We start from the raw sequence: 12612 nt of genomic DNA on the forward strand, positions 1-12612 counted from the left end.
AGATGCGAGATGCGAGATGTGATATTGATATGGCCCCTAAAAAGTAGACACAGGGGTTGTCCCGTATTTAATCAACACGGGACAGATAAAGTAGGGAGAGATTAACGCTTTAAGTCGATGTAAATCTGCTCTACCTTGGTACGTGCCCAATCTGTTTTACGCAAAAATTTTAAGCTCGATTTAATGCTTGGGTCTTTTTTAAAGCAGTTGATGTTCACCATGTAACTCAACTCTTCCCAACCGTAATGTTCAACCAATTCAGTCAGTAGCTTCTGTAGCGTGATACCGTGAAGTGGATTATTGTCTTGTGTCATGAGATGTTCTCGCCATTTATTTGAGCTAAGTATACCAGTTTCGCTTTATGAATTATCCGACCATTTGAGTTCGTAATCGGTGTGGATAATCGAAAGCTCTTCTCTACCTGTATCACCAAATAATTTAACCTGAGCCTGCATCCATTCTTCGAAACGTTTTATCTTCTCTCGATGAAAGTAACCCGGAGGCGCGCACAAAAAATAATTGTATTTAGGCTTCAGCGCGATGTTTCCGATCCGCACCAATTTCTTTTCTTGTAAGTAGCGGTATACCAAGCTGTGTTTAACAAGCGCGACACCTTGAACGGATAGCGCACCTTCTAGCACAAAATGAGAGCCATCAAATTGCAATGATGTGCGGCCAGCTTTTACCCCTGCGACTTGTAACCAGAGATTCCAATCCATATCAGGCCAACGGTCTTCAATAAGTTCCGCTTTATGCAGATCGTCGATGTCATAGATACCGTGTTTCTCTTGATAGATAGGGTGGCAAACCGGGTAAATGACCTCGTCCATCAACCAGCGTGATTCGATGTTTGGGTAGTCTCCATGACCATATCGAACACAGATATCGACATTAGAATCTTCAAATGTGACTAGCTTATTAGTCGGCTCAATTAACATGGATAGATCAGGGTGGCGATCGCGAAAGTCGCCTATTCTCGGTACGAGCCAATGCTGAGCAAAGGAAGGCACGGTAGAGATCGACAGCTGAGTGGGGTTTGGATCTTGGTTGATGCGTCTCACCCCATCTTGAATATGAGCAAAGCCTTTCTTCACTTGCTGGTACAGTACTTCACCTTCATGAGTGAGTACTATTTTTCGGTGCTGACGAATAAACAAGTCTGCACCTAACCACTCTTCAAGTTGGCGAATTTGTTGGCTGACGGCAGCTGCCGTGACAAATAGCTTTTGTGCGGCGAGCTTAAAACTGCCAGTTTCAGCCGCCGTGTAAAAGTAATAGATCCCTTGGAATGGTGGGGTTCGTTCTCTCACATTAGTTTTCCTTAACTGAATGCCAGTATCTATCGTTTGTCGATGTTGCTCTGTTGGTCGATTATTGACCATGACAAAGCAAAAGATCAACAGGAGAAAGGCTATGAATACGATCACAGCAACAGCAAATACCAACCATTCATTTTTATCATCATTATCAATTAAGAAATTCTATTCTAAATTAGGCATGTACTTTCAAAATCGTAGAACCAGAAAGCAGCTGTCTGAGCTACCAGAGTATTTGTTGAGAGATGTAGGGATTACACAGGAACAAGTTGATAAGGAACTGAAAAAATCGTTTTGGGAGTGAGTGGGAGTGTTAGGGGAGGGACTGGCTAATCTAAGGTTGAGCGTACTTTGCTGCCAAAAAAGGAGCCATATGGCTCCCTCTCGATTTTAATTATTCTTCCCAAACCACCAATTTATCTTTCGGCCAGTTATGACCAACTTCATGGTATTTCTGCTCAAGGATATGTCGCTTGATTTTGAGAGTCGGGGTTAACACGCCATTCTCAATGCTCCATGGTTCCTTAATCATCAATACACCTTTGATCTTCTCGTGTGAACCAAGCTGCTCGTTCATTTTCTCGATAACGCGCTTTGTCGTTTTCTCATAGCGAGCTCGATCGAAATTAGGGAAGTCATGCGGTACCACAAGTAGGATTGGACCAGGTAGGCCAAGACCTATCAAACACATCATTTCTACGCGGCTGTACTCAAACAGTTTGTTTTCGATTGGTACAGGGGCAACAAACTTACCTTTAGCGGTTTTAAAGGTATCTTTCTTACGCCCACGAATCGTTAGGTAACCTTCACTATCGATATCACCGATATCACCGGTATGAAGCCAACCATCCGAGTTAAAAGACTCTTGGGTTGCAATATCATTCTTGTAGTAACCAGAGAATAAGCCTTTGCCTCGAACTAGAATCTCTTCATCTTCAGCTATTTTGAGTTCGATCCCTGGACCTGCATTACCAACCGTACCAATTTTATCGGCTCTGAATGGGTAGTTGAGCGTGCTGTAGGCGAAAGACTCTGTCATGCCCCATGCCTCGGTAATGTGCAGGCCAACACTCTCATACCATGCGAGTAGAGCGGGTGATACAGGTGCAGAACCACATCCAAGAACGCGAGCTTGGTCTAACCCTAAGCCATCAGCAAGTTTCTTCTTAATGATGTTGTTGATAAACGGAATCTTCAGTAAGAAGTTCAGTTTCTTCTGTGGCAATTTGTCTTGGATTCGCTGCTGGAACAGAGTCCATAAGCGAGGAACTGAGATAAACAGTGTAGGGCGATGCATTTTCACATCATCAATAAAGGTGTCTAAAGATTCAGGGAAAGCCGTAACCACGCCCCCCATCACGGAAGAACCAAAGGTGTAAACGCGTTCTGTAATATGAGCAAGTGGTAAGTAAGAAAACAGGCGATCGCCAGGTTGGATTCCAATATGATCAATCAACCTTTGAACAGACCAAGTAAACGCGCCGTAGGTGAGCATTGCGCCTTTTGGTAGCCCTGATGTACCCGATGTATAAACAAGTGACATCAGCTTATCGTCGTGATGCTGAGGGCGTTTGGTTGATGGTTCATGTGTATCAATGAGCTGTTCGAAAGTGTGTTGGCACTTCGCTGCGCTGTCGTATGGCAGTGAAATACTCACCAAGCTCGGATTGTCATCAAGTACTTTTTGAGTGGCTTTAGGATCGTCAAGCTTACCTGCAATCACAATTTTACATTCACTGTGTTCAATACAGTATTGAATGGTATCTGCACCCGCTGTAGGAAAGATTGGGACGCTGACAAAATCTCCTAACATCATGGCAAGATCGCAGATGAACCATTCTGCACAGTTTTTCGATACGAGAGCGACTCGATCGCCAGGTTGGGCTCCGAGTCCTTCTAATGCTGACGCTAATTTCAGTGCTTTGTCGGCTACTTCTTTATAAGTAAATTCGACAAATTGGCGGTTAATAATCTGTTTCAAATAGACTTCATCTGGGCGTTCTTCTGCCCATTTTAAAATCATGTCATTGGGTGTAGGGAGAGCTGTTGCTTGTTCTTGGCTAAACTCGTTAGGCTGAATCATTGTCTAACTCCATGTTTTTCGCTAAGTTATTTTTGGTTGTTTTTGTTAAAATCATGTTAAATGTACCATGATTTTTTCTTTTAGGGAGTAAAATTAGCGTTTTCTGTTATCTGTGCAGGCACGTCTGTAGCTTGCAGGGGTTACCCCCGTCCTTTTCTTAAAAATTCTTGAAAAATACGACACATCCTTGTAGCCACATTGATAAGAAATTACAGCTATTTTTGATTCGGTATCCGCCTCAATCAACTTTTTGGCTAACAGTATTCGTTTATCGCACACAAAGTCTCTAAAGCTTACTCCAAAGTGTAGATGAAACTTTTTAGAAAAATAGGTTGCTGAACAGTGACATTTTTCAGCTATGTCCGTTTCTCTTATTTCCTTGTTAATGTTATCCATAACAAAATTAACAACTTCAGAAGTAAACTGCTTGGTCGGCTCCTGGTTGTTGCTATTCATGTCTCTATCGAGGTCGAAGTGTGCTTCAAAGATATGCTGTGTTTTACTCTTTAATTCTTCGAAGGCACTGGTCAGATGATTGTTACTCGTTTCTATAATGAAAAATATATTCTTATGATTTCGAATGATATTAGGTATCTCAAATGGAGAAATTAAAACTATCCGCTTGTTTAGGTTTTTACAAATAGATAATGCCATGGTAAGTAATTGAATTTCACTTTCTCTATTTAAAATGAAAAATACAATTCTTACATCTAAGTTACTGATAACTGATATATCTTGTTGAAAATTTTCCACAGGGAAGTAGCGACTAATTTTATTTATAATAATTGAATTAAACTCGCTATCTATATCTGATAGCAGTGGTGTTATTAATTTCATTTCTACTAAACCTGTATCATATATAAAGGGCCAGATGTGAAAATTTAGAAATAAGGGAGTTATTACAGAGATTAGAAGTACAACAAAAAAGTGCAAGTAAATGGCAAAAAAATCCTAACCGAATGTGTGACTCACCTCTAGATTTACTTTACAGGTAAACGAAGCCTGTTATGAAAATCAAGGAGAGGTTGTCATGGGTAAGTTTTTGAATAATTGCAAAGAATTCATGAAAGATGAAGAAGGGTTGACTGTAATCGAGTATGTAATCGGTGCAGCATTATTGGTTTTAGGCTTAACAACTGTATTTTCAGGCCTAGGAAATACACTGGCAACTAAACTAAACACTATTGTTGCCAATGTTGGTAACACTTCGGGTGGTTAATACTATCATGGATAAGAAAAGAGCAAGACAGCAAAAAGGGCTTACTACGGTCGAATACGTGATTGGTGCTGCTTCACTTGTTCTTGCTGTTGGATTCATTTTTTCTGGAATGGCAACAGCCTTACTTAGTAAGTTCCAGAGTATTATATCGAGTGTATAAATAGAAAATATGATTAATGAGCCTTCTGCTTTTTGGGCATTGCTAATTGCAGTTTCGGTATACGATGTTGAGAAACATCGTATACCAAACAAAATATTGATATTGTTTTTGTTTGTGTACTTTTTATCAATGTTTAACCGCAATTACACCTTTGATGTTTTTTTAATGTCCTTCGTTGGATTCGTGGTTTTTTTTTGTTTTGGATTACTCTTGTATTTTTTAAGAGCTATGTCTGCAGGAGATGTGAAGCTATTAGGTATTGTAGGGATGTATCTTGGGTGGGGACAATTACTTGATGCATCGTACTTTATCTTACTTTCTGCTGGAGTGATCGGGACTTTCTACTTGCTATATAACTTTTCCAACACGAACAGTCTTAGTATCAAAGGCTATTTTGAAAATAAGCTAATTGTGCTTGGTGGAGTAGCACCAGTATCAAATGAAAGTACTAGTTTGCACGCTAGGTATTCAAATAAGGTGACAATGCCTTTTGCACCCTCTGTTGTTATGGGATTAGCGATGTATAGCTACTTTACTTAAACCTGTTGTTGGTTAGCTTTGTGGAGAGGAATAATATATGGATATTATAGGGCATACTGCTCCAACAACTTTGAAGCCTCAAATTTCAGCCCCGGCCGTTCCTACATCTATTGATATGTTGGGTGTTCCTGAAGTCGTTATTGAAAACCTCGTACTCAAGCATTTGTCTGCTTACCCTAAGTCGGATGTGTTAGAACTCTCTAATTATATGTGTGTTGTCACCCATATTGTGGAAAGTGCTCTGGCCGTTTTAAGGAAAAAGTCGTTAATTGAGGTATTTCAGCCTACCTCTGATATTTCTCTATCATCAGTATCCCATAGTCATGTCCGTTACTCCCTTTCTGAGAAAGGGCTGGAAGAAGCTGATCTTGCCTTTAAACGTGATGCTTATTTAGGTCCCGCACCAGTTTCACTTACCCAATATAGTGATGTGGTAAAGCAGCAAGACCTGAGAGCAGAGCTAGTGACTCGGCCACATGTCGAAGCAGCACTGAATGATGTATATGGTGTCGACAAAATGATTTCAGTACTAGGGCCAGCAATCAATTCTGGACGTGCCTTGTTGTTATATGGACACGCTGGTACTGGTAAAACATTCGTAGCGAGTCGAATTGTCAATGCGCTGTACACCTCTGTGTTTATCCCTTATGCAGTCTATGCCTTAGGTAATATTATCAAGGTGTTTTCTGCACAACATCATAAACCGTTGGATAGTAACGGCAGTGATCAAAGTATTTCCCTCAAAGATCAGTACGACAAGCGTTGGCTTAACTGTGAAAGGCCAAATATCCAAGTTGGGGGTGAACTGACTATGGATATGCTTGAAGTTAATCATTCAGAAAATAGTCGAGTCTGGTTAGCCCCAGTACAAATGATGGCAAATAATGGGATTTTTGTCATTGATGACCTTGGTCGTCAGCCTATGCCGGTGGATGCGCTTCTTAATCGTTGGATTGTACCGATGGAGTACTCATTCGACTATTTGTCGCTGCCTAATGGTCAGCAGATAACGATGCCCTTTGTATTAACTCTTGCCTTTTCTACCAATCTAAACCCCAAGAAAATAAGCGATCCGGCCTTTTTACGTCGTTTAGGTTACAAGATTGAATTCAAGCCACTTAATCAGCGAGATTATGAAGCTTTATGGATGAGCGTCGTTGCTGATAAAGAGGTCGAGCTTCAAGACGGTTTTTTTGAGCGTTTGTCTCAAATGCACACGCTGCTTAAGGTGCCACTTTTCCCATGTTTACCGAAAGATCTCGTTGGTATAAGCAAAGATATTCTTTCGTTTGAGCAGCTACCACCTGTTATCACATTCGATATTCTTTCCATGGCATGGGAAGTTTATTTTACCTCTGATGGACACGAGGAAGAGAATAATGAATAAGAGTCAAGTTTTCCTACTGTTTTTACTGTCCGTAGTATTCGGCTTAGCGGCTGTATTTTTTGCTAAGCAGTGGATGGATGATCAAGTTCAGCCAACCGTTGAAGTTGAGACTGTGGAGCGTCATCCAGTCGTGGTGGCATCACAAGAAATTGAAGCCGGAACTATTATCGAGGATCAGTTTTTAACCACCAGATTGATGGAAGTTGATTGGATTAATGAAAATAACTATTCGGATAAAGCAGAGCTGATTGGCAAGGTTGTTGCGAATACTGTCTATGCGGGAGAGGTGCTTCACAAGTTACGATTTACTGTACCAGGAGAAGGGTCAACGCTTGCAGCTCTTATCCCTGAAAATAAACGTGCGGTAACGATACGTGTTGATGATGTTATTGGTGTGGCGGGTTTCTTATTACCGGGTAACAAGGTTGATATTCTCAATACCGTTTCTTACGGAAAAAATTCTGCCACGACTCAAACAGTATTAAAAGACATCAAGGTTTTGGCTGTCGACCAAACGGCTAAGACGAATGAAAACAGTCCAATTATTGTACGAGCGGTAACACTTGAGATGACGCCGAAAGAGGCAGAGAAACTTCTCACGGCTAAAAGCAAGGGCGATATTCAGCTGACTTTGAGAAACCCACATGAAGTTGAGAAAAAAGTGGTTCGTCGATATGTGCCTAGACCAAGTGTCACCATTATCAAAGGTACAGAAACATCTAATGTGCGCGTCAAGGATTGAGGTGAAATATGAGAATATTAATTGCGTGTGTTTTGAGCCTGATTTGTATTTCGACGGCCAGTGTTGCGGCGTTACAAACGGGAAAAACAGTCACGGTTCCACATCATAAATCTACGCATGTCGTGCTGTCGGGAAAAGCGGCGAAGGTTTCTCTTGGTGATCCTGAAGTTTTAGATATTGTAATTTTAAAATCAAATGAAGTGTTTTTAATTGGTAAAAAATTAGGTGCGACAAACCTAATGGCTTGGGACTCTCGAGGTCGGTTAATTGAGTCTATTAACATTGAGGTTACTCATGATCTTAATAGCCTCAAAGCTAAATTATATGAGTTCCTTCCAGATGAAACTATCGAAGTCCACAGCGCACAGAATCGTTTGTTGTTGAGTGGTCAGGTGAGTAATCAACAACAAATGAATGTCGCGATGCGAATTGCAGAAACGTATTCATCTGGGCAAACCGCTGACAAATCAAATGAAAGTGGTAGCGAGCAAGCCGCTGCTACCGGTGTTATCAATTTGATGTCCATTGGCGGGGCTCAACAAGTCATGTTAGAGGTGACGGTTGCCGAGGTGCAAAGAAGCTTGGTGAGAAAGTTTGATGCAAACTTCCACTTCTTCCAAACCAGTGGGTCTGACTTTTCTTGGGGGGCGTCTTCAGTCCCTGCTGGTGTGTTAGGTGCAACCCCAATTTTCAATATTCCTACCTCTACCGATTACGGCATTTTAGGTTCTTTCATTGATAGTAATACATTGTTTACTTTCGCACTGGACGTAGCAAAACAAAACGGGGTCGCTAAGGTATTGGCTGAACCGAACTTAACCGCATTAAGTGGTTCTAAGGCTGAGTTTTTAGCTGGTGGGGAGTTTCCAATTCCAGTGCCTGATGAGGATGGTATTACGATTGAGTACAAAGAGTATGGTGTGGGTTTAAAGTTCATCCCAACGGTACTCAGTGACAAAAAAATCAACCTAAACTTAGCGGTTGATGTGAGTGAAATTGCCAATAGTAGCTCGTTAACGATTGATCCTGGTACTACCAATGCGACTTACTTTATCCCTCCAATTACACGAAGAAGTGCGTCATCGACGCTTGAGTTAGCCGACGGTCAGACCATCGGTATTGCGGGGTTGTTGAGTGAGAATGTTAGGGACATCAGTAACAAGATGCCAGGCTTTGGCGATGTGCCGATTTTAGGTCAGCTTTTCAATAGCCAAGAGTATGTATCTGGTGAAACAGAGCTCGTTATTCTTGTTACTCCTCGACTCGCAAAGCCTATTGATCGAACGAAAGTGACGTTACCAACTGATGCCTTTGTTGACCCTAATGACTTGGAATATTACTTATTGGGTCGAAGCGCTTATATAGCTGAACCGTCTGAGTCTGATTCAGAACAGTCTCAAGCTTCACAGGATATATCACCGACCGATGGTGGTAGCGAAGGCTCATTTGGGCATGATTTATAAGGAGATAGATATGATTAGAATAATGATGGTCTTTCTCGTGATGGTGTTAGTTGGCTGTGCAAATGATGCTCGTTTAGGGCACTCAGTCGCACTGGTGAAAACAGAGCAAACGTATAACCCTAATGCGACCCAAGAGAATTTACTCGAAGTACCTGATGGTACAGGGGAGCGGATGCAGACTGGTTACGACAGATATGTAGGCAGAGGTGAAAATGATCTGTCCGGAAGTAGTAGCCAGATCTTAGAAGATTTTAACTAAATCTGGAGGTACTCACATGTTGTATCGAGTATCACAAAGCCCGAAAAAACAACAAGGCTTAGTTGCGGTGATGATTACTGCTGCCTTGTTGGTTTTTCTAGCAGTCTCAGCGCTAGCTGTAGACATAAACCATATGGTCGTGAATAAAACGCGCTTACAAAATGCAGTCGATTCTGCTGCGCTAGCTGCCGCAACTATTTTAGACAATAGTAAGGATAAAGATGCCGTAGATGCAGAGGTTGGCACCGCATTAAATGCTATGGCAGCCGCCACAGGTAATCATGAATTTGATTTTAGTACGGCTTCTGTAAACATTGATTATTCAAATGATCCTAAGGATTTTACAGGAACAGCAACGTTCGGTGCAGATGATGATGTCTATGTGCGTGTTCGTGTCGATTCCTTGGATATGGATGAGTTTTTCATTCAAATGTTTGGACTAGAAAAAACCGTTTCGGCGAGTGCGGTTGCTGGCCCTAGTTCTGGTCAGGTCGTTGTTAATAATGTTGTGCCAATTGGTGTGTGTATTGGTGATGGCACGTCGGATAATGATGTCTCACCAGAAGATGGATACCATGATGTTACTGGTGAGGAAATAACCAGTGTTTTTGGTTATGAAGTTGGCACCGTTCATGCGTTAAAGGTCGGCGACAGTAGCTTATCTGAAATGGGGAACGGTAATTACCACCTTCTTGATTTTGGATCTGGTGGTAAAACGGTGAAAGAAGGTTTAGGGGGGGACTATAGTTATCCTGTTGCAATAGGTGACGATATAACCACCAAACCAGGAGGAACGGTTGGTCCTACCGGTGATGGCTTAAATACTCGATTTGGTGATTATGGTGGAGGATTATCGGCATCAGATTACCCCACTGATTATGTAACGACTGAGCCTACTAATGAGATTACGATCGATGCTAGTACGGGAGATATCGATTTTGACGGCAGTTATACCTATGCTCAATATGAATCAGCGACTAACACATGCATAGCTAATAATGGTTCTGGGTGTGCGGCTAATGGTGTTGCTTGGCGTCGTATATTACCTATACCTATGGTGGATTGTTCAGGTAAAAGTGGCGGTGCGACTGAATTTACGGTGAACAAAATTGGTTGTTTCTTCTTGCTACAAAAAGCTCCGACAAATAATTCAGGTACTCCAGCCGTATTTGGTGAATTTATTCACTCCTGCAGTGTGACAGGTGGGGCGGGTAGTACGACCTCTACAACAGAAGGGACTTATAGGATTGTTTTGTATAAGGACCCTGATAGTGGGGAGTCTTGATTATGAAACGGTTGAGAAAACGACAAAGCGGTTTTGCAGCTATCGAGGTGGTACTGGCCACACCCGTATTATTGTTCTTTATGGTATTGGTGCTTGAATTCGGAAATATATTGATTCATTACAATGTCATTTCAAAGTCAGTGCAAAATGGAGCGCGTTATGCGGTTAGTGAAGTTTATGGGACTGTTGGCGGCACAATAGCCCCTACGTCAGAAATTCAGAATGTAGTGGTCTATGGTCAAAATAGTGTGGGCACGGCGGTACTCTCTTCATTGACGACAGCAGATGTCACTGTCACTCAGCCATCTGGTGATAGCTATGTGCGAGTAAGTGTTACCTATGATTATGTTCCACATTTCTTGTCTATTCCCTTTTCGTCGGAGAGCTTTGCCATTCCATTAAGTGTGACTTCGGTTATGAGGGTGCTGTGATGAAAAGGCTAAAAGGGCGTATTAAAGGACTTGCCATCGTTGAATTTACATTAGTGTCATGGCTGATTTTTCTTTTGATTTTTTTAATCTTGGCATTTGGTGCTTATATATTTTCACTACAAATGGTCAGTGAAGCGACAAGGAAGGCGGCTAGACTGGCGACAGTATGCTATGTCTTAGATAGAGATAATATTGGTGCAATGGTGGTGGATGAGATCCCGCTGGTTGGGTTTTCTGGTGCTAATTTAGAGGTGGCTTACCTTGATGCGAGTGGAGGGGAGATAGCATCAGATTTCGAAGATAACTTCGATGATATTAAGTTTGTACGTGCCAGAGCGACTGGCTACGGCATTCAGTTGATTAGTAACCTAAGTTTCTTAGGTAACAATGGGTTTCTTGCTGCCCCTGCATTCGAAACAATTTTACCGGCTGAAAGTTTAGGGGTTGTTAGGGCAGATTCTGACATTAAGAATCGATGTCCCGAAGTCATCTAGTACAGGAGTTTGATGTATGGGGGAAGCAATTCAAATGACGCCTAATGAGGGTGACATTACGCGTTTGAGAACTAATTTAAAGGTCTGGTTAATATACAATACTGAGGCTTTTCATTCGCATATGAGCCACGAATTGAAGAAATGCCGAAACGTACATGTGACGGCTTTTTCTCTTGCGGCAATGAGTGAGGAGTACTTAAAAAGTGCGGATGTTCCAGAGCTTATTTTCGTTGAAGCTAATGGGAATTGGGCGCAAAAAATGGTTGAGTTGCAAGGGTATGATTTGTCTTTAGAAGACAAGGATTTGTCTTTAGTTGTGCTTGGTGATGAAAGTGATAATGGATCACTAAAAATAGCACTTCGTTTAGGGGCATCAGATTTTTTGTCTCACCATGTGACTCTATCGGACTTACTTCCATTATTGAAGAAAACCGCTTCCGAAAAGCTTGAGAACTCCAGTTACGGAGAGTTTATCTTGTTTTTGAATACCAAAGGAGGGATGGGGGCAACCACCTTGGCGTTAAATACTGCCATTGAGATGGCTACTCAACATCCGAATGAAGTGCTTTTACTCGATATCGACCTTCAATTTGGCGTGATTCCAGACTATTTGAACATAGCACCGACTTATAGTGTTTCGGATGCGATCAACAGTTCTAATGACTTGGATGAAATGTCTTTGGGCTCTTTGGTAAATAAACACGAATCAGGCCTCCATGTTCTAAGCTTTAAACATGAAAATAACGCTGATGACTTCGAGCAGGCTCAGAAAATTGGCAGATTACTTCCAATTCTGCGTCGTTTCTACCCTTATGTGATCATTGACCTATCTAGAGGCTTAGATCACGTGTTTGCATCAGCAATATCACCTGCGACTAAAGTACTTTTGGTTTTGCAACAGAGCTTAGTGTCAGTAAAAAACACGAGCCGACTAATTAAGTCTCTGAAGTTTGAGTACGGCTTACAAAGTGACTCAATAGAGGTCATTCTCAACCGTTATGAAAAGCGACATTCAATTAAGTTGAAAGACATTGAGCAAGCAGTGGGCAACCACGACATACACCTTATGCCAAATGATTTTAAAGTTGCGCTAGAGAGTGCCAACTTGGGGCAGCCGTTAGTTCAGTCGAGAAAAAAAAGCTCTATTACTCGCTCTATCATCGACTTATCTCATGTTCTTTCACCACCAGAGCAGGAAGAGAAAGGGTGGCTGAAAAAGTTGTTTTCATAATG

Annotated in this window: 15 protein-coding genes; 11 read left to right on the forward strand and 4 right to left on the reverse strand. The window is 41.7% G+C overall.

What is annotated here, in order from left to right:
• Positions 1–101 precede the first annotated feature (101 nt).
• Positions 102–314: a VF530 family DNA-binding protein gene (locus AB4493_RS06530; protein ID WP_012604684.1), complete on the reverse strand. Its 213-nt coding sequence runs from the start codon at positions 312–314 to the stop codon at positions 102–104.
• A 45-nt stretch (positions 315–359) separates the two neighbouring features.
• On the reverse strand, positions 360–1310 hold the full coding sequence (locus AB4493_RS06535; RefSeq protein ID WP_372132635.1) for a LysR substrate-binding domain-containing protein: 951 nt from the start codon (positions 1308–1310) through the stop codon (positions 360–362).
• A 103-nt stretch (positions 1311–1413) separates the two neighbouring features.
• Here AB4493_RS06535 and AB4493_RS06540 point away from each other — a divergent pair, with 103 nt between their 5' ends.
• Positions 1414–1620: a DUF1127 domain-containing protein gene (locus AB4493_RS06540; RefSeq protein WP_048658140.1), complete on the forward strand. Its 207-nt coding sequence runs from the start codon at positions 1414–1416 to the stop codon at positions 1618–1620.
• Positions 1621–1710: 90 nt separating this feature from the next.
• Here the strand turns inward: AB4493_RS06540 and AB4493_RS06545 are convergent, their stop codons facing one another.
• Together AB4493_RS06545 and AB4493_RS06550 are read right to left on the reverse strand one after the other, a co-directional pair.
• A complete protein-coding gene (locus tag AB4493_RS06545) occupies positions 1711–3399 on the reverse strand; it encodes an AMP-binding protein (protein WP_372154694.1) in 1689 nt (562 codons plus the stop codon).
• 93 nt (positions 3400–3492) lie between these two features.
• Positions 3493–4236, reverse strand: coding sequence for an AraC family transcriptional regulator (locus tag AB4493_RS06550; RefSeq protein WP_171732469.1), 744 nt, complete (start codon positions 4234–4236; stop codon positions 3493–3495).
• 193 nt (positions 4237–4429) lie between these two features.
• Here AB4493_RS06550 and AB4493_RS06555 point away from each other — a divergent pair, with 193 nt between their 5' ends.
• The 10 genes from AB4493_RS06555 (at position 4430) to AB4493_RS06600 (ending at position 12610) form a co-directional block, all read left to right on the forward strand.
• Positions 4430–4618 carry a Flp family type IVb pilin gene (locus AB4493_RS06555; protein WP_136973754.1) on the forward strand — a complete coding sequence of 63 codons (189 nt, stop codon included), beginning with the start codon at positions 4430–4432 and terminating at the stop codon, positions 4616–4618.
• 169 nt (positions 4619–4787) lie between these two features.
• Positions 4788–5318 carry a prepilin peptidase gene (locus AB4493_RS06560; protein ID WP_136973753.1) on the forward strand — a complete coding sequence of 177 codons (531 nt, stop codon included), beginning with the start codon at positions 4788–4790 and terminating at the stop codon, positions 5316–5318.
• Positions 5319–5355: 37 nt separating this feature from the next.
• Positions 5356–6705 (forward strand): AAA family ATPase, encoded by a 1350-nt coding sequence (locus tag AB4493_RS06565; protein WP_136973752.1) that lies wholly within the window; start codon positions 5356–5358, stop codon positions 6703–6705.
• Entirely contained in the window at positions 6698–7447 is a 750-nt protein-coding gene (gene cpaB, locus AB4493_RS06570) for a Flp pilus assembly protein CpaB (RefSeq protein WP_136973751.1), read from the forward strand. The genes AB4493_RS06565 and cpaB overlap by 8 nt, the downstream gene beginning before the upstream one ends.
• Positions 7448–7455: 8 nt before the next feature.
• The gene (locus AB4493_RS06575; RefSeq protein ID WP_019824853.1) at positions 7456–8910 is read left to right on the forward strand and encodes a type II and III secretion system protein family protein; all 1455 of its coding nucleotides are present in this window, start codon (positions 7456–7458) and stop codon (positions 8908–8910) included.
• Positions 8900–9169: a hypothetical protein gene (locus AB4493_RS06580; protein WP_029405622.1), complete on the forward strand. Its 270-nt coding sequence runs from the start codon at positions 8900–8902 to the stop codon at positions 9167–9169. The genes AB4493_RS06575 and AB4493_RS06580 overlap by 11 nt, the downstream gene beginning before the upstream one ends.
• Before the next feature lie 16 nt (positions 9170–9185).
• Positions 9186–10454 (forward strand): TadE/TadG family type IV pilus assembly protein, encoded by a 1269-nt coding sequence (locus AB4493_RS06585; RefSeq protein ID WP_136973750.1) that lies wholly within the window; start codon positions 9186–9188, stop codon positions 10452–10454.
• 2 nt (positions 10455–10456) lie between these two features.
• Positions 10457–10885, forward strand: coding sequence for a TadE/TadG family type IV pilus assembly protein (locus tag AB4493_RS06590; RefSeq protein ID WP_105057538.1), 429 nt, complete (start codon positions 10457–10459; stop codon positions 10883–10885).
• The gene (locus tag AB4493_RS06595; RefSeq protein ID WP_061032541.1) at positions 10885–11379 is read left to right on the forward strand and encodes a TadE/TadG family type IV pilus assembly protein; all 495 of its coding nucleotides are present in this window, start codon (positions 10885–10887) and stop codon (positions 11377–11379) included. The genes AB4493_RS06590 and AB4493_RS06595 overlap by 1 nt, the downstream gene beginning before the upstream one ends.
• 16 nt (positions 11380–11395) lie before the next feature.
• On the forward strand, positions 11396–12610 hold the full coding sequence (locus tag AB4493_RS06600) for an AAA family ATPase (RefSeq protein ID WP_136973749.1): 1215 nt from the start codon (positions 11396–11398) through the stop codon (positions 12608–12610).
• The last annotated feature ends 2 nt before the right edge of the window (positions 12611–12612 follow it).

This window comes from Vibrio sp. 10N.222.55.A1, from assembly GCF_041473835.1.
In the GTDB taxonomy this organism is placed as follows: domain Bacteria; phylum Pseudomonadota; class Gammaproteobacteria; order Enterobacterales; family Vibrionaceae; genus Vibrio; species Vibrio crassostreae_C.